General features: G+C 72.6%; 16 protein-coding genes, 1 tRNA gene and 3 pseudogenes. 11 read left to right on the top strand and 9 right to left on the bottom strand.

Annotated elements, in window-relative coordinates:
* The 3 genes and pseudogenes from ABZ934_RS03225 to ABZ934_RS03215 all read right to left on the bottom strand — a co-directional run.
* A complete protein-coding gene (locus tag ABZ934_RS03225; RefSeq protein WP_361307927.1) occupies nt 1-849 on the bottom strand; it encodes an aldo/keto reductase in 849 nt (282 codons plus the stop codon).
* Nucleotides 850-979: 130 nt separating this feature from the next.
* Nucleotides 980-2,803, bottom strand: coding sequence for a long-chain fatty acid--CoA ligase (locus ABZ934_RS03220; RefSeq protein WP_361308699.1), 1,824 nt, complete (start codon nt 2,801-2,803; stop codon nt 980-982).
* Between the two features lie 259 nt (nt 2,804-3,062).
* A pseudogene (locus ABZ934_RS03215) lies at nt 3,063-3,271 on the bottom strand (LysR family transcriptional regulator); the annotation flags it as partial.
* A gap of 1 nt (nt 3,272) precedes the next feature.
* Between ABZ934_RS03215 and ABZ934_RS03210 the strand changes: the two are divergent.
* Together ABZ934_RS03210 and ABZ934_RS03205 are read left to right on the top strand one after the other, a co-directional pair.
* A pseudogene (locus tag ABZ934_RS03210) lies at nt 3,273-3,544 on the top strand (bile acid:sodium symporter); the annotation flags it as partial.
* Nucleotides 3,545-3,553: 9 nt separating this feature from the next.
* The gene (locus ABZ934_RS03205; RefSeq protein WP_361307925.1) at nt 3,554-3,991 is read left to right on the top strand and encodes a (2Fe-2S) ferredoxin domain-containing protein; all 438 of its coding nucleotides are present in this window, start codon (nt 3,554-3,556) and stop codon (nt 3,989-3,991) included.
* A gap of 36 nt (nt 3,992-4,027) precedes the next feature.
* Here the strand turns inward: ABZ934_RS03205 and fdhD are convergent, their stop codons facing one another.
* Nucleotides 4,028-4,855, bottom strand: a complete 828-nt coding sequence (gene fdhD, locus ABZ934_RS03200) for a formate dehydrogenase accessory sulfurtransferase FdhD (RefSeq protein WP_361307923.1) — start codon at nt 4,853-4,855, stop codon at nt 4,028-4,030.
* A gap of 230 nt (nt 4,856-5,085) precedes the next feature.
* Here fdhD and ABZ934_RS03195 point away from each other — a divergent pair, with 230 nt between their 5' ends.
* The 3 genes from ABZ934_RS03195 (at nt 5,086) to ABZ934_RS03185 (ending at nt 8,020) form a co-directional block, all read left to right on the top strand.
* Entirely contained in the window at nt 5,086-6,027 is a 942-nt protein-coding gene (locus tag ABZ934_RS03195) for a beta-ketoacyl-ACP synthase III (protein WP_361307921.1), read from the top strand.
* A 134-nt stretch (nt 6,028-6,161) separates the two neighbouring features.
* Nucleotides 6,162-6,249, top strand: a tRNA-Leu gene (locus tag ABZ934_RS03190).
* A 112-nt stretch (nt 6,250-6,361) separates the two neighbouring features.
* Nucleotides 6,362-8,020 carry a serine/threonine-protein kinase gene (locus ABZ934_RS03185; RefSeq protein WP_361307919.1) on the top strand — a complete coding sequence of 553 codons (1,659 nt, stop codon included), beginning with the start codon at nt 6,362-6,364 and terminating at the stop codon, nt 8,018-8,020.
* 361 nt (nt 8,021-8,381) lie between these two features.
* Here the strand turns inward: ABZ934_RS03185 and ABZ934_RS03180 are convergent.
* Both ABZ934_RS03180 and ABZ934_RS03175 read right to left on the bottom strand, forming a co-directional pair.
* Nucleotides 8,382-9,101 (bottom strand): annotated as a pseudogene (locus tag ABZ934_RS03180) (IclR family transcriptional regulator C-terminal domain-containing protein); the annotation flags it as partial.
* Nucleotides 9,102-9,883: 782 nt separating this feature from the next.
* Nucleotides 9,884-10,336 carry a sigma-70 family RNA polymerase sigma factor gene (locus ABZ934_RS03175; protein ID WP_361307917.1) on the bottom strand — a complete coding sequence of 151 codons (453 nt, stop codon included), beginning with the start codon at nt 10,334-10,336 and terminating at the stop codon, nt 9,884-9,886.
* Nucleotides 10,337-11,013: 677 nt separating this feature from the next.
* On the opposite strand from ABZ934_RS03175, the gene metG reads away from it, so the two are divergent.
* The 4 genes from metG (at nt 11,014) to ABZ934_RS03155 (ending at nt 14,863) form a co-directional block, all read left to right on the top strand.
* Nucleotides 11,014-12,741 (top strand): methionine--tRNA ligase, encoded by a 1,728-nt coding sequence (gene metG, locus ABZ934_RS03170; protein ID WP_361307915.1) that lies wholly within the window; start codon nt 11,014-11,016, stop codon nt 12,739-12,741.
* 157 nt (nt 12,742-12,898) lie between these two features.
* Complete coding sequence (locus ABZ934_RS03165) at nt 12,899-13,318, top strand: DoxX family membrane protein (protein ID WP_361307912.1); 420 nt, start codon at nt 12,899-12,901, stop codon at nt 13,316-13,318.
* Between the two features lie 124 nt (nt 13,319-13,442).
* A complete protein-coding gene (locus ABZ934_RS03160; RefSeq protein WP_361307910.1) occupies nt 13,443-13,991 on the top strand; it encodes a hypothetical protein in 549 nt (182 codons plus the stop codon).
* 95 nt (nt 13,992-14,086) lie between these two features.
* Nucleotides 14,087-14,863, top strand: a complete 777-nt coding sequence (locus ABZ934_RS03155; RefSeq protein WP_361307908.1) for a hypothetical protein — start codon at nt 14,087-14,089, stop codon at nt 14,861-14,863.
* 16 nt (nt 14,864-14,879) lie between these two features.
* On the opposite strand, the gene ABZ934_RS03150 is transcribed toward ABZ934_RS03155, so the two are convergent.
* The 3 genes from ABZ934_RS03150 to ABZ934_RS03140 form a co-directional block, all read right to left on the bottom strand.
* Nucleotides 14,880-16,088 (bottom strand): MAB_1171c family putative transporter, encoded by a 1,209-nt coding sequence (locus tag ABZ934_RS03150; protein ID WP_361307906.1) that lies wholly within the window; start codon nt 16,086-16,088, stop codon nt 14,880-14,882.
* Nucleotides 16,085-16,642 carry a toxin-antitoxin system, toxin component gene (locus ABZ934_RS03145; protein ID WP_361307904.1) on the bottom strand — a complete coding sequence of 186 codons (558 nt, stop codon included), beginning with the start codon at nt 16,640-16,642 and terminating at the stop codon, nt 16,085-16,087. Before ABZ934_RS03145 ends, ABZ934_RS03150 begins: the two co-directional genes overlap by 4 nt.
* 65 nt (nt 16,643-16,707) lie before the next feature.
* Complete coding sequence (locus ABZ934_RS03140; RefSeq protein WP_190185069.1) at nt 16,708-17,376, bottom strand: helix-turn-helix transcriptional regulator; 669 nt, start codon at nt 17,374-17,376, stop codon at nt 16,708-16,710.
* 219 nt (nt 17,377-17,595) lie between these two features.
* Between ABZ934_RS03140 and ABZ934_RS03135 the strand changes: the two genes are divergently transcribed.
* The gene (locus ABZ934_RS03135; protein ID WP_361307902.1) at nt 17,596-18,585 is read left to right on the top strand and encodes a helix-turn-helix domain-containing protein; all 990 of its coding nucleotides are present in this window, start codon (nt 17,596-17,598) and stop codon (nt 18,583-18,585) included.
* A 305-nt stretch (nt 18,586-18,890) separates the two neighbouring features.
* On the top strand, nt 18,891-20,240 hold the full coding sequence (locus ABZ934_RS03130) for a 6-phospho-beta-glucosidase (protein WP_361308697.1): 1,350 nt from the start codon (nt 18,891-18,893) through the stop codon (nt 20,238-20,240).
* Nucleotides 20,241-20,280 lie beyond the last annotated feature (40 nt).

Here is a 20,280-nt window from a genome sequence, read left to right as displayed (position 1 = left end):
TCAGACGTCGAAGACGGCCGGGTCGGGACCGATCCGGCGGGCCGAGGGGCCGGAGCCCAGGGCGTTCAGCGCGGCCGTGTCCTCGGCGTCGAGCTCGAAGCCGAAGAGGTCCAGGTTCTCCCGGATGCGCGCCGGGGTGACCGACTTCGGAATGACGACGTGCCCCGACCCGAGGTGCCAGCGCAGCACCACCTGAGCGGCGCTGCGCCCGTGCTTCGCGGCGATCGCGGCGACCGCGGGGAGGGTCAGCAGGTCCTTGCCCTGCCCCAGCGGCGACCACGCCTCGGTGGTGATGCCCAGCCGGGTGTGCACCGCGCGCAGTTCCGTCTGCGGGAACAGCGGGTGCAGCTCGATCTGGTTCACCGCAGGAACCAGATCGGAGGTCTCGCCGAGCCGCTCCAGGTCCGCCGGGCGGAAGTTCGACACGCCGACCGCCTTCGCGCGGCCGCTCGCGGCGATCTCCTCGAAGGTCTGCCAGATGCCGGGGAAGTCGTCGCGCATCGGACGCGGCCAGTGGATCAGGTACAGGTCGACGTACTCCAGCGCCAGCTTGTCCAGCGACTCGTCGAACGCGCGCAGCACCTCGTCCCGGCCCCAGCGCCGCGACGGCCCGTTCCACAGCTTCGTGGTGACGAACAGTTCCTCGCGCGGCAGACCGGACGCGGCGAGCGCCTTGCCGGTGCCCGTCTCGTTGCCGTAGATCGCGGCCGTGTCGACGCTGCGGTAGCCCGCCTCCAGCGCCGTGCCCACCGCCCGCTCCGCCTCGTCGTCCGGGACCTGCCAGACGCCGTAGCCGAGCTGGGGCATGAGGGTGCCGTTGTTGAGCTTGATGCCGGGGACCTGGTTCACGTCGGGTCGTTCCTCGCGATCGGGACGGGTGGGGGCGCGCCGGTCCGGGCTCCGGCGACGGTCGTGCCGGTGCGCCCACGGCGCACGTCGTCGGGCGACAACCGGCCGCGCCGGCGGCGTATTCCCGCCGTCAACGCTCGTACATGGCGGCGACCTCCACCGCGTACGCGTGCTCGATCGCCCTGCGCTTCAGCTTCAACGAAGGGGTCAGCAGCCCGCCCTCCTCCGTGAACTGCCCGGTCAGCACCCGGAACGTGCGGATCGCCTCCGCCTGCGAGACCAGGGTGTTCGCGGCGACCACGGCCCGCCGCACCTCCGCCGTCAAGTCCTTGTCGTGCACCAGCTCCGCCGCGGCCCGCTGCGGCAGACCGCGCATCGACAGCCAGTGCGCGACGCCCTCCACGTCCAGCGTCAGCAGCGCCGCGATGTACGGGCGGTCGTTGCCCACCAGCACGCACTGCGACACCAGCGGATGCGAACGCACCCGTTCCTCCAGGGCCGTCGGCGAGACGCTCTTGCCGTTGGAGGTCACCAGGATCTCCTTCTTGCGCCCCGTGATGGTCAGGTAGCCGTCCTCGTCCAGCCGGCCCAGGTCCCCGGTCGCCAGCCAGCCGCCGCGCAGCACCTCCTCGGTGCCGCGCGGGTCGTTCAGGTAGCCGGAGAAGACGTGGGCGCCGTGCAGCCAGACCTCCCCGTCATCGGCGATGTGCACGGTGCCGCCCGGGATGGGAAGGCCCACCGTCCCGTACTTCGTCGCGCCCGGCGGGTTCGCGGTGGCCGCCGCGCTGGACTCCGTCAGGCCGTAGCCCTCGTACACCGTGATGCCCGCGCCGTCGAAGAACAGCCCCAGCCGGCGCGACATCGCCGACCCGCCCGACATCGCATGACGCACCCGGCCGCCCATCGCCTGGCGGACCTTCCCGTACACCAGCTTCTCGAACAGCTGGTGTTCCATGCGCAGGCCGGCGGACGGGCCGGGGCCGGTGCCGAAGGCCTTCTGCTCGCGCGCTTCCGCGTAGCGCACTGCCGTGTCCACCGCCCGGTCGAAGGCACCGATGCGCCCCTCGGCCTCCGCCTTGCGGCGGGCCGCCGCGAACACCTTCTCGAAGACGTACGGGACCCCCAGCACGAAGGTCGGCCGGAACGCGGCCAGATCGGGCAACAGCTCGGCCGCCGCCAGCACCGGCTGGTGCCCGAGCTTGACCCGGGCGCGGACGGCGGCCACCTCCACCATCCGCCCGAAGACGTGCGCCAACGGCAGGAAGAGCAGGGTGGACGGCTGTTCGCCCGCCCCCGCCCGGAAGACCGACTCCCAGCGGGTCACCATCGTGTCGGCCTCGAACATGAAGTTCTCGTGCGTGAGGACACAACCCTTGGGGCGGCCGGTGGTGCCGGAGGTGTAGATGACGGTGGCGACCGCGTCCGGCGTGACCGCCCGGCGGTGCCGGTGCACCACGTCGGGAGCGACCTGGGCCCCGTCCGCGACGAGCTCCGCCACGGCGCCGGCGTCGAGCTGCCACAACCGGCGCAGGGCGGGGAGCCGCTCGATGACCGAGCCGACCGTCATGGCCTGGTCCTCGTTCTCCACCACGCAGCCCGTGCACGCGGAGTCGTGGAGGATCCAGTGCACCTGCTCGGCGGAGGACGTCGGGTACACCGGTACCGGCTGGGCGCCGATGGCCCACAGCGCGAAGTCGAACAGGGTCCACTCGTACCGGGTCCGCGACATGACCGCGACCCGATCGCCGAAGCCGACGCCCTGGGCCAGCAGCCCCTTCGCGAGCGCCAGCACCTCCTCGGCGAGCTCGCCGGAGGTGACGTCGCCCCAGACGCCGTCCGTCTTGCGGCCGAGCACCACCCGGCCCGGGTCCTCGCGGGCATGTTGGAACACGATGTCGGCCAGGCCGCCGGACGGCGTTCCTGCGACCACGGGTGGGACGGTGAACTCGCGCAACATCCCGCTCCTCTTCGTGCGGCGCCGCGACGCTATCCCACGGACCGGGAGGACCGGCACCCCTTGGGAAACCTCCACAAGATCCCCCCGGACCGTTGGGGGCGCGTGTGACCTGGGCGGGGGCGGCCCGATGGTCCGATGGCGCGGCCCGGTGGCGGTGGTCGGATCGGTCACCTCGGGCCGGTCACCTCGGGCCGGTCACCTCGGGCCGGTCACCTCGGGCCGGGCGGCTTGGATCGGTCACCTCGGGCCGGGCGGCTCAGGCAGGTCGGCTCAGCCGGTCGCCGCCGGCGAGGACGGCGGCGGCCAGGGCGTCCGAGGCCGGGCTCGGACGCCGCCCCTGGAGCGCGTGAACTCCACCGGCCGCAGTTCGGGAAGCCCGCCGACCCGGACCAGACCCGGCGGGACCAGACCCCGGGTGTGCGCCATCACGCCCAGCCCCGCGCGGGCCGCCGCGACCAGCCCGCTCTTCGGCCGCGAGGACCGCATCGCCATCCAGTTCGCCGGATCGAAGAAGAGCCTCGCCGCCGGACTGCCCATGGCCGGCGTGCTGTTCGGCCCGCAGGCCGCACTGGCGGCGCTGCCCTTGATCTGTTCCACCAGATGCAGCTGATGGTCTGTGCGGTACTGGCCCGCCGCCGTGCCCGGGACCCGCTTGCCGGCGCCGGCACCGAACTGCCCACCGACCGTGTGGCGGACGTCTCCCGAACGCTCCAACACCCCACCGCGCGGGCCCGGTAACGTGCGTCGGTGACCTGGATACGCCCGCTCTCCGCCCATGCCGAACGCCCGTGCACCCTGGTGGTCTGCCGAGGCTGCTGTTGCGGGGACCCCCGCAAGAACCCCGGCACCGACCACGCCGGCCAACTGGCCCGGCTCCGGGAGGCCGCCGCCGCTTCCGGGGGGCGCCTGGCGGTCCGTACGAGCGACTGCCTCGGCCCCTGCGCCCAGGCCAACGTGATCGTGGTCCAGCCGACCAGCGAGGCCCGGCGCCGGGGTGCCAAGGCGGCCTGGTTCGGTTGGGCCCTCGACGACACCGCGACCGACGAGATCATCGCCTGGGCCGAGTCCGGCGGCCCGGGCGCGAGCCCGCTGCCCGCGACCCTGGACCTGCACCGCATCGCCCCCCCGGCCCCCGACCAGAAGCCGGCCGCCCGCGGAACCCGCCGGGGGCGCTCCAAGAGGTGAGGCGCTCCAAGGGTGAGGCCGACCGGCCTCAGGGCCTCAGAGCGTCACCCGCTCCTCGCCCGCGTAGATGTTCATGTCCTGCCCGCGCAGGAACCCCACCAGGGTCAACCCCGACTCCAGCGCGAGGTCGACCGCCAGGGAGGACGGGGCCGAGACCGCGGCCAGCACGGGTATCCCGGCCATCACCGCCTTCTGCGCCAGTTCGAAGGAGGCCCGACCCGACACGAGCAGCACGGCCCCGCCCAGCGGGAGCCGCCCGTCCTGGAGTGCCCGGCCGACGATCTTGTCCACCGCGTTGTGCCGGCCCACGTCCTCCCGTACGTCCAGCAGCTCGCCCCGCGCCGAGAACAAGGCCGCCGCGTGCAGGCCGCCGGTCCGGTCGAAGACCTTCTGCACCGCGCGAAGCCGGTCCGGCAGCTCCCCGAGGACCGCCGCGCTCACCCGCACCGGGTCCGCGGCGAGCCCCGGGAAGCGGGTCGCCGTCCGGACCGCGTCCAGGCTGGCCTTCCCGCACAGGCCGCAGGAGGAGGTGGTGTAGACGTTCCGCTCCAGCGAGATGTCGGGCAGTGCGACCCCGGCCGCGAGGTGCACGTTCACCACGTTGTAGGTGTTCGTCCCCTCGTCCGTCGCCCCCTCGCAGTAGGTGACGGCCTGCACGTCCGAGGCGTGCGCGAGTACGCCCTCGCTGACCAGGAAGCCCACCGCGAGCGCGAAGTCGTCGCCCGGCGTGCGCATCGTGATGGCCAGCGGCTTGCCGTTCAGCCGGATCTCCAGCGGCTCCTCGGCCACGAGCGTGTCCGGCCGGGTCCCGGCCACACCGCCGCGGATCCGGACGACGCGACGGCGTTCGGTGACCCGTCCCATGTGATCTGTCCACCGTTCTGTCGCTGCTACCGCTCTGACGTGCGTACGGGTCGTCCCGTACCTGCCGCGCCCATTCTCCCGGATGCGCCGTTCCGGACGCCCCCGGCAGGAAGATCCTCTGAATTCTCCAAATTACGGGCCCTTAATCCTGTCGGGTCACACGCACCCGTACCCGCCGGTAGCAGGCAAAGCTGGGTGAACCTGACAGTCGTACGAGAGGGATCGCGCCCATGACCGGTTCACGTGTGGTGGCGCTGGGGCACTACCAGCCCGCGAAAGTGCTCACCAACGAGGACCTCGAGGCGATGGTCGACACCAACGACGCGTGGATCCGCTCGCGGGTCGGCATCAGGACCCGCCACATCGCGGGGCCCGAGGAGCCGGTCGACGAGCTGGCCTACCAGGCCGCCGGCAAGGCCCTCGCGAACGCCGGGCTGCTCCCCGGCGACATCGACCTCGTCCTGGTGGCCACCTCCACCGCGATCGACCGCTCGCCCAACATGGCGGCCCGCGTCGCCGCCAAGCTGGGCATGAGCAGCGGGCCCGCCGTCATGGACATCAACGTCGTCTGTTCGGGGTTCACGCACGCCCTGGCCACCGCCGACCACGCGATCCGGGCGGGCGCCGCCACCCGCGCCCTGGTCATCGGCGCCGACAAGATGACCGAGATCACCGACTGGACGGACCGCACCACCTGTGTGCTGACCGGCGACGGCGCGGGCGCGGCCGTCGTCGAGGCGTGCGCGGAGCCCCGCATCGGCCCCGTGCTGTGGGGCTCGGTGCCGGAGATGGGCCACGCGGTCCGGATCGAGGGCACGCCCCCGGTCTTCGCCCAGGAGGGCCAGGCCGTCTACCGCTGGACCACCAGCCGGCTGCCACCCCTGGCCCGCAAGGTCTGCGAGAAGGCCGGCATCACCCCGGAGGAGCTGGCCGGCGTCGTCCTGCACCAGGCCAACCTGCGCATCATCGAGCCGCTCGCCGCGAAGATCGGCGCGGTCAACGCGGTCGTCGCCCGGGACGTCGTGGACTCCGGCAACACGTCCGCCGCGAGCATTCCGATGGCCCTGTCGAAACTGGTCGAGCGCGGCGAGATCCCCTCGGGCGCCCCGGTCCTGCTGTTCGGCTTCGGCGGCAACCTCTCGTACGCGGGACAGGTCATCCACTGCCCCTGACCCACCGGCCGGGCCATGCCCGCAGGTCAGCGCGGTGCGCCGGCAGCCTCCCGGACCGAATACCTGGTCGGAACCACCTCGATCCCCTGCTATTGTTGTCCATGTCGCCGCGGGAAACCGGGGCCGACCACCTGGTCCGGGTGGCGGAATGGCAGACGCGCTAGCTTGAGGTGCTAGTGCCCTTTATCGGGCGTGGGGGTTCAAGTCCCCCCTCGGACACCAGCGAAGAACCCCACTCCGGTGGGGTTCTTTTGCGTTTGCGCCCCCTGCGTCCGCTCCCCCCAGGCGATGCCCGGTGCGGCATCATGGCCGGGAACGGGTCTAGGGGGAGAACGTGTCGCAGGGCGAGCCACGCAACAGTGCTGTGATCGGCGGTCGTTACCGCCTGGAGAAGCGGCTGGGCCGGGGTGGGATGGGCACCGTATGGCGCGCCGAGGACGAGTTGCTCGGGCGGGCCGTCGCCGTCAAGGAACTCCACCTCGACGGTGACCGTGAGACCAGCGGAGCCCTGCGCGAGGCCCGGACCGTCGCACAGGTCAGGCATCCGCACGTCGTCGTGGTCCATGACGTCGTGAACCATGAGGGCAGTGCGCACATCGTGATGGAGCTCATCGACGGCGGTTCGCTCGCCGAGCGGCTCTCCGCCGGCGGGCCGCTGAGCGTCGAGGAGACGGCGCGGACCGGCCTCGCGCTGCTCGGCGCGCTGGGCGCGGCGCACGCGCGCGGGGTGCTGCACCGCGACGTCAAACCGGCGAACGTCCTGATGGAGGCCGGGACGGGGCGGGTGGTGCTCACGGACTTCGGCATCGCCCACCTCGCCGGGGTCACCACGATCAGCGAGACCGGCGCGTTCATCGGCTCGCCCGAGTACACCTCGCCCGAGCGGATGCGGGGCGCGGCGGCCGGTCCGGCCTCCGACCTGTGGTCGCTCGGCGTGCTGTTGTGCGCCGCGCTGACCGGGAAGTCGCCCTTCCACCGCGATTCGCTCGGCGGGGTCCTGCACGCCGTCGTCCACGACGAGATCGAACCGCCGGCGCAGGCGGGTCCGCTGCGTCCGGTCATCCGCGGGCTCTTGGAGCGTGACCCCGAGCGCCGGCTGGGGGCGGCCGAGGCGGAACGGCTGCTGTCGGCGTACGTGGCCACGGGGCGGATTCCGCTGTACGGCCCGGCCGGGCCCGAGCCCGTCGACGCGGTGCCGCCCACGGTCCCACCCGCCCCCGCGACCGCCCCCCTGCCGGCGCCCGCGCCCCTGCCCGCGACCGCCCCCCTGCCGGCGCCCGCGCCCGCGACCGCCGCCGTGGTCCCGTCGCGAGCGGTCGGGCCGGGGCTGCGGGCCGCCTTGTCGGCCGCCCTCGTCGCCGTGGCGGTGGTGGCCACTTTGGCCGTGACCTCGCTGCTCCGGGGCGGTTCACAGGGGCCGGCCGCCGGTACGGCGCTCTCGCCGACGCCCGCGAGCGCCGCCCCCGCGTCCCCGCACGCCATGACTCCGACCCCCTCGGCGCCGGCCACGTCGTCGTCCTCCCGGCCCGCCGCCGCGACCGCCAAGCGGGCGCCCGCCGGTTACGTCACCATGGCCGACCCGGAAGGGTTCGGCATCGCCGTCCCCCAGGGCTACCAGCGCGGCACCGACTCCGAGCGGGTCTTCTACGTCTCCCCGGACGGTGCGTTCCGCATCGGGGTCAAGACGAAGCCGGCGGTCTCCGGCGGTCCGCTCGCCGTCATGCGGGCCTCCGACGCGGGCGGAGCCGACACCAACCCGGGCTACCGCAACGCCTCGGTCGTCCCCACCACCCACAACGGACTGCCCGCCGCCCTCTGGGAGTTCACCTGGAACGGCTTCACCACAACCGAGGGCGCCCGGCACACCTTCGACCTGTGTTGGGACGAGAACGGCCGCATGTACGACGTCTGGGTCTCCGCGCCCGTCGGCCGGGCGGCCGAGGCGCGCGGCCACTTCGACGCCGCCCTGGACTCCTTCACCCCGGGCGGCTGACGCCTCAGTCCCACGCCCGCAGCACCACCAGCCCGCCGGGCGTGGACAGGCTCCCCGGGCCGAGCGGGCCGAAGGTGCGCGGCAGGGCCAGGCGCGGCGGCCCGCTGTCGAGGGCGGCGTCGAAGAGGTACGCGGCCGCCGAGGCGGAGTCGCTGACCAGGTGCGGGCCGCCGGGGGCGGAAGCGGTCGCCGCCCCGGTCAGCGGCGTACGGAACATGTTCCGCAGATGGCGCAGGACCTCCGGGGTGATGCCCGCCGCACCCGCCGCCGGCTGCGGCACAGGGCCGCCCACCGGCTCCGCCGGGGACCCGGTGTCCGGTAGGTTCGGCACATCCGCGGCATCGGGCGGGATCGCCCCCGTCAGGAGCAGCGCGAGGAGCACCGGGACGGCCTTGCGGCGCAGCGCCCCGGTGGCCTGCCGCAGCCGGTGCGCGTGGGTGGCGGGGAGCGAGAGGGCGAGGCTTCCCGCGGCGTCGCCCGCCGCGATCGGGACGGCGGCGCAGACGACGCCCGGTGAGTACTCGCGCAGGTCGAAGACGGGTGATCCCGGAGCCATCGCGTCCAGGGCGTTGAACAGGACCCGGCTGTCGGTGATGGTCTGCCGGGTGAGCCGCGCCGGGCGGTGCCGGGCCACGTGATCGGCCCGCGTGTCGTGGTCGAGCTGGGTCAGCAGGCACTTGCCGACGGCGCTGGCGTGCGCGGCGGCCCGGAAGTCCACCCACTCCCGCACCGGCGGGGTCCCGGGCCCGTCCGCCATCTGCGTGATCCGGACCTCGCCGTCCGCGTACCGGCTGAGGTAGACGGCGGCGCCCGCGCTGTCCCGCGCCAGCGCCAGGGTCCGTTGCAACTGCTCGGCCAGGCCGGTACGGCCGGGTGCGGCGAGCCGGTCCAGGGCCGGCCCCCGGCCGTAGACCTCCGCGCCCGGACGGTACGCGTACTCCTCCTCGCACAGCATCGACAGGAGCGGACGCAGCTCCGCCTCCGCCAGCCCCGCCTCCCGCGCGAGCCGGCCGGCCCGGACGCCCAGCGGATGCCGTTCGAGGACCCGTACGACGGCCAGGGCGCGGCGGGCCTCCGCCAGTGCTTCCCCCGGGCCGGCGCCGGAGCCGCTGACCCGGGCCGCCGCCGTCAGGGACGGGTGGCGCAGTGGGCCGGCACCCAACCGGGTGGGCTCCGCCGGTACCGCCGGGGGGCGGAACGCGGCGATCACCGAGGCCAGCCCCGGCTTGGGCAGCGGCACCGGGCCCAGGTCGGGGTCGTCGAGTTGGCCGACGTAGCGCAGGACGGCCGCCTGCGCGCACAGCCGTACCTCCCGCAGGTCACGGCGGCCGCCCGGGCGGAACCCGCGACGGCCCAGTTCGACCGCCCAGATCCGGGCGTCGTGGTGCTCGCCGCGTCGCGAGTGGTCGAGGAAGAGGCAGTAGGCGGCCGGTGCGGTCCGTGCCCGGCCCGAGCCGGCGGCGAACTGCCACCAGAAGCGGGCGCCCTCGCGCATCCCGGCCAGGTGCAGCAGACAGCCGAAGACCGCGGCCCCGACGAGGTCGGTGTGGCCGCGGTCGGTGAAGGAGCGCAGTCGTGCCTCGGCCTTCGGTTCGCACACGACGGCGAGACAGACGGCCTTGAGGTCGCGCCGGGCCCGTTCGGCGTCGAGCGGCATGTCCCGCGCCGGATCGCTCCAGCCGTAGCCGGAGCGGCGCCGGGTGCGACCGTGGGCGTGCCCCAGGCCGGTGCGCGGGAGGCGCAGCAGCCGGGCTTCCGCCGCGCCGAGGTCGTAGTGCGGGTAGCGGTCGCGAACGCTCGCCCGGTCCAGGAACTCGGCCAGCGAGCGGGGGGTGCCGTCGCAGTCCCGGCCCTCTCGGGGCCTCATGATTCGGCGGACGCGTCGAGCAGGCGGGCGAGCCGACGGTGGGCCTGCCCGAGCTGCGAACGGACCGTGGCCTCGTCGACACCCATCACTGCGGCGGCCTCACCGGGGCTGCACTGAAGCCCGTAGCGCAGCAGCACCGCGTCCCGCTGCCGCTCGGCGAGCCGGGAGACGGCCGAGTAGAAGCGGATGGTGTCGGTCAGGACCTCGTACTGGTCGGTGTGGACCTCCTTGAGGGCTGCCTCGAAGGCACTGATGTCCATCGGCTGCGGGCAGGGGGTGCGGCGGTGCTGGCGGTCGACGATCCGTTGCTTGAGGACGGTCCAGGCGTAGGCGTCGAGGCGGTCCATGTGAAGCATCCGGAGCCACTCGTTCATGATCGAGTCGAAGGTGGCGTCCACCGCGTCCTCGGCGGCCGCGTCGGAGCCGAGCTGAAGATACGCGAAACGCATGTACGCGGGCCGCCGATTGGTGTGGAAAGCCCAATAGGAAAGACGTGCGGGCGGATCCCACTGGGTCATCGGAGTCGGCTGCCGTCGCCGGCTCGGCAGTCCCACGGCACCGCCGGACTCCTCCGGTCCGCCATCGCTCACCGCTCCACCTCGTCCCCTGAATCCGCCGGATGCCCTGCGAGAACCTCGTCGTCGAGCCGTGCCCTCGTCCACCGCGACCTCGCGCACCGGGCATCCGTCTGCCCGGCGTTCTCGCCGTCAGCCTGTCAGCGCGGGCGCATTCGAAGGGCGCAGAGAGGAAACCTGGAAGCAAAGCGTTCGGTGACGATCGACTGGTGATCTCCTTCGATCGGGTGACGGCTCAACCAGCGCATACGCATATGCCCCCCGGCAGGCGCTCCCACCCGGCAATACGGCGCCGACGCGATGGGACCGGCCCTCGCTCCCCACCGCGTCCACGCTCCGGTCACGCGTCGGGGTTCCCGCCGCCGCGCCTGTAGCATGACCCGAGCGCGAGGGCCGTGACGGAGAGGTCACTGCCCTCGCTTTTGCGTATGTCCACCCGCGGAAAACGCGGCGCCGGGCCTTTCGGCGGTTCGATACGATGAACAGCATCACAATCCGTCACGGCCCGTTGTCACCGCACCTACCGCACAGATGAAATGGAGCATCCGAGGATGGCTCGACACCTGATCACCAGCGCGCTTCCCTACATCAACGGGATCAAGCACCTGGGCAACATGGTCGGGTCGATGCTTCCGGCGGATGTGTACTCCCGGTACCTCCGCCAGCGCGGCCACGACGTCCTCTACATCTGCGCCACCGACGAGCACGGCACGCCGGCCGAACTCGCCGCGAAGGCGGCCGGTCTCTCGGTCGCCGAGTTCTGCGCGCAGGCGCACGACGCCCAGAAGGCGGTCTACGACGGCTTCCAGCTGTCCTTCGACTACTTCGGCCGCAGCTCCTCGCGGCAGAACGCCGAGATCACCCAGCACTTCGCGCGCCGCCTCCAGGAGAACGGCTTCATCGAGGAGCGCGCGATCCGCCAGGTGTACTCGCCGGTCGACGGCCGCTTCCTGCCCGACCGCTACGTCGAGGGAACCTGCCCGCACTGCGGCTACGACAAGGCGCGCGGTGACCAGTGCGAGAACTGCACCCGGGTCCTGGACCCCACTGACTTGATCGAGCCGCGCTCGGCGATCTCCGGCTCCACGGACCTGGAGGTCCGCGAGACCAAGCACCTCTTCCTCCTCCAGTCCAAGCTCCAGCACGAGGTCGAGAGCTGGGTCGCGGAGCACGAGGAGGAGTGGCCGCAGCTGGCCTCCTCCATCGCCCGCAAGTGGCTGACCGAGGGCCTGCACGACCGCGCGATCACCCGCGACCTGGACTGGGGCGTTCCCGTCCCGGCCGACACCTGGCCCGAGCTGGCCGCCGACGGCAAGGTCTTCTACGTCTGGTTCGACGCCCCGATCGAGTACATCGCCGCAACCAAGGAGTGGGCAGACGCCGCGCAGGACGCCGCTCCGGCGAACCGCGACTACAAGTCCTGGTGGTACGAGGCCGAGGACGTGCGCTACACCCAGTTCATGGCCAAGGACAACGTCCCGTTCCACACGGTGATGTTCCCCGCCACCGAGCTCGGCACCCGCGAGCCGTGGAAGAAGGTCGACTACGTCAAGGCGTTCAACTGGCTGACGTACTACGGCGGCAAGTTCTCCACCTCGCAGAAGCGCGGCGTCTTCACCGACCACGCGCTGGAGATCCTGCCGGCCGACTACTGGCGCTACTTCCTCATCGCCAACGCGCCCGAGTCCGACGACTCCTCCTTCACGTGGGAGCACTTCACCGCCACGGTCAACAAGGACCTCGCCGACACCCTCGGCAACTTCGTCAACCGCGTGCTGTCCTTCTCCCGCAAGCGCTTCGGCGACGACGTCCCGGCGGGCAACGCGGCCGGCGAGGTCGAGGCCAGGCTGGGCGCCCAGATCGCCGAACTGCTGGCCGAGTACGAGGGCCACATGGAGGCGCTCCAGTACCGCAAGGCCGCCGCCGCGCTGCGCGCGCTGTGGTCGGCGGGCAACTCCTACCTGGAGGAGAAGGCCCCCTGGCTGGAGATCAAGACCGACCCGGAGGGCGCGGCCCTCACCCTGCGCACGGCGATGAACCTCATCCACCTCTACTCGGTGGTCTCCGAGCCCTTCATCCCCGCATCGGCGCGCGCCATGCGCTCCGCGTTCGCGCTCGCCGACGACACGGCGACCTGGGTCACCCCGGAGCAGGCCGCGTCCCTGGACGCGGTCCCGGCGGGCACCCCGTTCACCGTGCCGCCGGTGCTCTTCGCGAAGATCACCGAGGAGGACCTGGAGTCCTACCGTGAGCGCTTCGGCGGCTCCCCGGAGGCGTAACGCCCCAGGTGAGACGGCAGGTGAAGGGGCGCGACCCGCAGGGTCGCGCCCCTTCACCGTCCCGGAACGGCGCTGTGGCGCATGGGCGTGGATGAAGGGCGCCCGACAAGGGCAGAAGCCGCGTGAACGAGCGACACAGCGCTCTACGGAGGTCGTCATGGATGTGCTCGTGCTCATCGGACGCCTGCTCTTCGTGGCCCTCTTCACCGCTTCCGCCGTGGGGCACCTGACCAAGACGAAGGCGATGGCGGGGTACACCGCCTCGCGAGGCCTACCCTTCCCCGTCGCGGCCACGCTCGGCAGCGGGTTGGTCATGCTGGTGGGCTCGGTCAGCGTCGGCGTCGGCCTGTGGGCCGACCTCGGAGCCCTCCTGCTCGCCGCGTTCTCCTTCGCGGCGGCCCTGTTGATGCACGGTTTCTGGAAGGAGCAGGAGCCCCAGGCCCGGCAGATGGAGCAGATCCAATTCTCCAAGGACATGGCACTGGGCGGTGCGGCCCTCGTCATGTTCGCCTTCTTCGCCTACGCGGGCCACGACCTCGGCCTCATGGTCACCGGCCCCGCCCTCTCGATCGGCTGAGCACCCGCCTTCGTACGGCGGGCCCGTTCTTGACCTTCCCGTGCGTGTCGTAGCCGGGCCGTGATCGTTTCTTCAGCAGGAACCCTCATCCCTGCTGCCGAATCCGATCGGGAGGACCAGTCGCGTGGTGACCGCTTGGCAGTACGTCGCCGGGGCCGGCCTGGTGGGCGCGCTGTGCCCGCTGCACGGTCATGTGGCGGTCGCCGAGGACGGCGCGGGCCACGGCGCCCGGGTCGACGTCTGCGTACCCGCCGGGCAGCCGCGACCGCCGACCGTGTGGCTCCCGGCCGTCACCCCACCCGGCGTGCGGGCGCCGGCGCGACCCTCGCCGCGGGTGACCCCGCCCGGGAAGCGGCGGCCGACCGTGCACCACCCCGGACAGGCCCCCGGCCTTCCCGCCCGGGCGGAGGCGTCCGGGGAGGGGACGCAGCCGCCGCCGGTCGGGGCGGCCACCGGGCCGCAGCCGGAGGCGGCCCCGGCCAAGGCTTCCGCTCCGCCCCCGCGCAGGGCCGCCGCGCCCGTGACCGCCTTCCACGTGCCGACGTACCACCCGTCGGCCCTGGAGCGCAGGGGCCCGAACGGCATGTCGACCATGATGCTGATGGTCGTCGTGACCACCCCGGCCGTGCTCGCCGCCGCCGCGCTGCGCCCCCGCTCCAAGAGCGCCCGCTAGTGCAGTGCCGGGCGCCGCGACCGGGTGGACCTTCCCGGTCACAGCACCAGCCCTTCCGCTCCCCCACTCTTCGACCCCCGAACGGGAGAACCCTCGTGTCCGAATGGCTGGTCCTGGCCATCGCCATGGCGCTCGTCTGCGCCCTCGTCCTCGCCTGCACCATGCTCCGGCACCGCCGGGTCGCGGAGGACGAGGACACCAGCGAAACCCCCGACGTCATCGAGTACATGACGATGATGGTCGGCGTGGTCTACGCGATCGTCCTCGGCCTGGCCATCGCGGGCGTCTGGGAGGCGCGCGGCTCCGCGGAGGACAGCGTGCGGCGCGAGGCGCAGTCGCTGTACGAGGTCACCCAGCGCGCCGACGTCTACCCGACGCCGGTGCGCGACCGCATCCGCGGGGAGGTGGACGCCTACGTCTCCCACACCGTCAACGTGGACTGGCCGCGACTGACATCGGGCCAGGCCGCCTCCGCGGAGGGCGCGAACCTGCTCGGCAAGCTGCGCACCGACGTCACCCACCAGAGCCCGGCCACCGAACTCCAGGCGCAGGCGTACCAGCCGCTCCTCGATCACATCGCCGCCGCCGACGACGCCCGGCACTCGCGGATGCAGAGCGACGAGTCGACGCTGCCGGGCGTGGTGTGGTTCGGGCTGCTGGTGGGCGGGGTGGTCACGGTCGGGCTGATCTTCACGCTCCAGATCCGCCGCTCGGGCCGCGAGTTGCTGCTGGCGGGGCTGTTCAGCGCGCTGATCGTGTTCCTGCTGTTCATGGTGTGGAGCTTCGACGCGCCCTACGGTCGGGACGGCACCGATTCGGCGGGACCGTTCCAGGACCTCTTCCCGGCGGTCACGATCGCCGCGGCACGCTAGCGCCCGGCGAACGCTCTCACAGGCCGCTGCCCGAGAGGGCGGCGGCCTGTCGTCGCGCCGCCGCCACCAGGGGGGAGTGCCGCAGGGCGTGGGAGATCCGTACGAGGTCGCGCGGACCGTCGGCGGTGACGTGCACCCGCTCCGCCCCGCCGTCCGGGACGTCCGGGCCGTCCGCGCCGCCGGTCCCCTCCAGGTCGACGGCGCTCGTACGCACCGCCGCGGCGACCATCGCGGCATCGGCCACGGCGCGGGCGGTGGCCTCGTCGGCGCCGTTCGCGCGGGCCTGCTCGTAGGCGAGGTCGCGGCGGCAGGGGTCGAAGCAGGGGCCCAGCCGCAGGAAGCCGTCGTGGATGTCCGACTCCCGCTGGATCACCCTGATCTCCGCCGGGGACCACCAGGACATCCGGACCGAGGGGGTGCCGGCGGGCGCGGTGCTCTGCATCTCGTGCCAGAGGGTGCCCAGGCGCCGGTACGTCGACCAGGTGCGCCAACTGTCGGAGACCCGCTGACACAGCAGCGGCAGCACGAAGCCGATGGCGCTGACCAGCGCCCCCATGGAGGCGAGCGGCGGCGCGACGAGGGTGCTCAGGTCGTCCAGGTCGTGGCCGGTCCAGCGGGCGACGACGGCCGACATCTTGGCGGCGTCGTAGGCGAGGCTGAAGGAATAGCCGCCGACGATGATGAACAGGCCGGTGCGCAGCCAGCCGCGGACCTGGAGGGCCCAGCGCCAGCACATGGCCGTCATGGTGATGGCGGCGACGTTGTGCGCCAACAGGTACGCGGCGATCATCAGCCGGATGTAGGGGGTGTTGGCGTAGTACGTGTCGAAGTCGCGCAGTCGTTCCACCGGGGCCGAACCGAGCGCGTACACGACGACGATCGTGCCGATCACCAGGGAGTAGGCGGAGATCCAGCGGCGGGAGGTGCGCCGGATCTCCTCGGGCTCGCCGCCGCGCCAGTTGAAGACGAGCACCAGGCAGGAGGCACTGAACGCGGTCATCAGGCAGTACACCAGCGGGGCGGAGACGTTGGAGACGCCCGTCCAGCGGTTGACGGCCACGATGGTCGGCGGGGCGGCGAAGGTGAACACCGCTCCGGCGAGGGTCAGCAGGGCGCAGACGGACCGTAGCAGGGGGTCGCGCCAGTCGGCCCGCAGGGCCGGCACTTTGAAGGCGAGGGAGACCGCCATCGCCACCGCGGGGATGTAGTAGTCCTGTCCGTTCAAAGCTCGTTCCTGTGCCCCCGGTAGCCGAGGGACGTTTCGATCCTGCCCGCGAGCTGGTCGCGCTGCGCGGGGGCGCGGTGCCCCCCTGAACCGGCCAGCCAGTTGCGGCAGCGGCTGCCGAGCAGCAGCCCGAAGGTCTCCGCCTCCGTCTCCTCCCGGACGTCGGCGCGGGTGCGCGCGGCGACTCGGCGGACCGTCTCGCCGATGTCGGCCTCGCCGGCCAGCAGCCGTGCGGCGACGGCGGCGCCGTCGACGTGGTGGCTGCAGTGGCCGGCCTTCATGTGCCACAGTTCGTGACCCAGGATCACCAGTTGGTGGTCGGGCGCCGTGCGTTCCTCGATGACGATGAGATCGCGGTCCGCCATGTCGAGCCACAGCCCGCTGGCCGTCCCCTGGGGGAACGCGGCCATCCGGAATTCCACCGGTCGGCCCCGTTGTCTGCTCATGCCCTCGCAGAGGGCGGCGTAGAGGCCCACAGGCTCCACGGGGGCGGTCAGCTTGATGCCGGCCACCAGTTCCCCGCAGAACCGCCGCTGCTCTCTGCCTATGCTCACCGTTCTCCCCGTCGGCGCGGATCCGGATCAGGACTCAAGGATTCAGATCCAGACTTTCGACTGGGTCATGATTCGTTCGGTTTGACGCTTTCGAGGAGCATGTCCAGCCATTCGGTCACCTTGTCCCGGTGCTTGTCGCTGGGCAGTTGGGCGGCGCGCCAGGCGATGCCCCGTACGCCGTGGTTCTGGAGGAGTCTTGCCAGCGGATCGCCGGCTGATGCGGCCTCGGCGGGGACGGTTTCACGCTCGCGACCGGCGAAGTCCTGGAGCAGCTGCTGCTCGGTGCGCTGGAGGGCGTCGGTGAGGGCGTCGGCGTCGTGGGCGGTGAGGAAGCCGGCGTGTACCCCGAAGAAGCGCTGGATGGCGTCACAGTGCTCCATCGTGGGCCGGCGGTCGCCGTTGATCAGGGCGCCGGCCTGCTGCCGGGACATCCCGGCGCCGTCCGCGATCTCCTGCTGCGTGTAGCGGCGGCCGTTGGGTTTGACCCTGGTCCGCCGGAGCAGGTCGAGACGCTGGAGGAAGCGGGTCTGCAGGTCGGGTTCGCCGGCGCGCCGACCGTCGAGCAGGGTTTTGATCACGTCCGTCGGGACACCCGAGGCTTCGGAGAGTCGGCGGAGGTCGAATACCTGGTTCAGGTCGCGGCCCATCTTGCCCGCGAGTTCGGCGACCCGCGTGACGGTGGCTGCCAGAGACGCGTTGGCCACCGCGACGGGAGCCGGGAAGCCGTCTGTCACCAGTGGTTCTCCTAGATCGCGCGGGGTCAATACGGGCACGGGGTCGGCCCCAGGGAATCTATCCGGTCTCCCCCTGGAGGGCCAGAACTTGCCACAGCTGTGGCGCGAATGAGCTGTCGTCAGGCTGGAATTGCCACAATAGTTGACACTCGAATGAAGTCGGTAGCAGGATCGCCACACGGAAATGAAGATCCAGACCGTGAGGAGGGGGAGCTCTCGGTGCCACATCTCGCAGCGGTGGGCCCGTCCGATGGCCTCGCCCGAGCCGGCGAGGAACGCCTGACGGGCGACGACTCGGCCCGTGGCGCAGTGCGGTCGGAGCGACGCAAGGAGCTTTTGCGCCAGCGCCGCGAGGAACTGGGCCTGAGCCAGGAAGACCTCGCCGCACGGCTGCGCATCAGTGTGCGGGCGTACGGCAATTGGGAACGCGGACTCGTCAAGGAATGGACGGACCGCAAACTGCTCGCCCTGGCAGAGGCCCTGGAGATGAGCGAGCGGCAGTGCTTCTGGCTGTTCCGGGTCATGGTCGACCGGGACCCGCCGCCCACCTGGCGGGCCGCCGAGGAGAACCGGCTGCCCGAGGACCCCGCCCAGCGCGACTACCTGTGCGACTACGCGGCCCTCATGGAGGCCGTGCCCTACCCGAGCTTCCTGGTTGACCACCGCTGGGACGTGGCCCTGACCAACTCGGCCTTCGACAAGCTCTTCCAGTCGGTCCGCCCGCACCCCACCGCCCTGCCGGACGACAACTTCCTGCGCTTCGTGCTGTTCCACCCGGACGCCGCCGCGGTGCTGGAGGACCACGAACCGGCCTGGTGCGTCCCGCTGCTGGCCAGGTTCGCGACCGCGCTGGCCGGCGCCCCGGATGACGAGGGACTGCGGAGCATCCGTCAGGAAGTGGCCCGGGACCCGTTCATGGAGGCCGCTTACCGCTACGGCGTCCCGCACTGGCTCAGCACCCACGGCGCGGACGCCGCCGAGCAGGACGGGGCGGTGCGGACGGTGCGCCACCCCGATCCCGGCTGGGGTCTGGTGCGCTGCCGGATGGTGGCGGAATCCAGCCGGATGCTGGACGCGATGGGGCTCACCCGGATGACCTTGATCCTCTCGGCGCCGCAGGGTCTGCCGGCCGGACCGGTGCGGCCCGGCCAGGGGTATCCGCAGCAGCAGGGCGCGCGGCTGCGGGCGGTGCCGTCACTCGGGGACTGAACGACCCGCCGTGCGAGGAGCCGGGCCGGTCGGGACGCCCGGCCCGGGCGGTCGGGGACGGGTCAGGGTCCGGCCCGGCCTGCCGTGACGGCCGGGTTCCGGTGGATCCGGTGGATCCGGTGGATTCCGGACGCGGGCGCCCCCGCGGCGCCCTTAACGGGGGACACTGGAGACCTTGATCGTGTGTCGCGCCGAGTCGACCCGGCCCGGGGCGCCCCAGGCGGGTCGCGCCGCCGCCGTGTCACCGATCGTGGCACTGGCATCGTGGCACTGGCATCGTGGCACTGGCGAAGGGCGGTAGGGACGTGCGGTTGACCATCCTCGGCGGGGGCGGCTTCCGCGTACCGCTCGTCTACGGGGCACTTCTCGGCGATCGCGCCGAGGGCCGGGTGACCCACGTGACCCTCTACGACGAGGACCCGGCCCGGCTCACCGCCATGGTCCGGGTCCTCGCGGACCAGGCCGCCGGGGTGGCGGACGCCCCCGCCGTCACCGCCACCGACGACCTCGACGGGGCCCTGCGCGGAGCCGACTTCGTCTTCTCCGCCATCCGCGTCGGTGGCCTGGAGGGACGCGCCGCCGACGAGCGGATCGCCCTCGCCGAGGGCGTCCTGGGCCAGGAGACGGTGGGCGCGGGCGGGGTCGCGTACGGCCTGCGCACGGTGCCGGTGGTCCGGGAGATCGCCCGCAGGATCGCCCGTACCGCCCCCGAGGCATGGGTCATCAACTTCACCAACCCGGCCGGCCTGGTCACCGAGGCCATGGCCGAGGTCCTCGGCCACCGGGTCATCGGCATCTGCGACTCCCCGGTGGGCCTCGGCCGGCGCATCGCGCGCCTGCTGGGGGTCCGGCCCGAGGACGCGTGGATCGACTACGTCGGCCTGAACCACCTGGGCTGGGTCCGGGGGCTGCGCGTGGCGGGCCGCGACGAACTGCCCCGGCTGCTGGCCGACACCAAGGCGTTGGAGTCCTTCGAGGAGGGCCGGCTCTTCGGCGCGCAGTGGCTGCGTTCGCTCGGCGCGATCCCCAACGAGTACCTGCACTACTACTACTTCAACCGCGACACCGTACGCGGCTACCAGGAGGCCCCGCGGACCCGCGGCGCCTTCCTGCGCGACCAGCAGCGCGAGTTCTACGCCCGGGCCGGGCGCGAGGGGCAGCCGCCCGGGTCGGCGCTGGCCGCCTGGGACCGGACGCGGGCCGAGCGGGAAGCCACGTACATGGCCGAGAACCGGGAGGCGGCGGGCGTCGGCGAGCGCGAGGAGAGCGACCTGGAGTCCGGCGGCTACGAGAAGGTCGCGCTCGCGCTCATGCGGGCCATCGCCCGGGACGAGCGGGCCACCCTGATCCTCAACGTGCCCAACGGCTCCACCCTCGCGGCGCTCGACGCGCGGGCGGTGATCGAGGTGCCCTGCCTGGTGGACGCCAACGGCGCCCACCCGGTGTCCGTCGACCCGCTGCCGCTGCACGCGGTGGGCCTGGTGACCTCGGTCAAGGCGGTCGAGCGGGAGGTCCTGGCCGCCGCGGCGAGCGGCTCGCGCGCGGACGCGGTCAAAGCCTTCGCCCTGCACCCGCTCGTGGACTCCGTGACCGTGGCCCGCCGGCTCCTCGACGGGTACGCGGCCCAGCACCCGGGCCTGGCCTACCTGCGCTGATCCGCCGTGCGGCCGGGGCGACCGTCACCCGAACGGCCCG

The organism is Streptomyces sp. NPDC046557, assembly GCF_040645975.1.
Taxonomy (GTDB): Bacteria; Actinomycetota; Actinomycetes; order Streptomycetales; family Streptomycetaceae; genus Streptomyces.
This window is presented reverse-complemented; position numbering and strand designations above follow the sequence as displayed.

Bases quoted from the DNA above. Each gene is read 5' to 3' on its own strand.
- fdhD (WP_361307923.1), bottom strand. From the start codon at position 4,855: ATGGGACGGGTCACCGAACGCCGTCGCGTCGTCCGGATCCGCGGCGGT.
- ABZ934_RS03195 (WP_361307921.1), top strand. From the start codon at position 5,086: ATGACCGGTTCACGTGTGGTGGCGCTGGGGCACTACCAGCCCGCGAAA.
- ABZ934_RS03175 (WP_361307917.1), bottom strand. From the start codon at position 10,336: ATGCGTTTCGCGTATCTTCAGCTCGGCTCCGACGCGGCCGCCGAGGAC.
- metG (WP_361307915.1), top strand. From the start codon at position 11,014: ATGGCTCGACACCTGATCACCAGCGCGCTTCCCTACATCAACGGGATC.
- ABZ934_RS03165 (WP_361307912.1), top strand. From the start codon at position 12,899: ATGGATGTGCTCGTGCTCATCGGACGCCTGCTCTTCGTGGCCCTCTTC.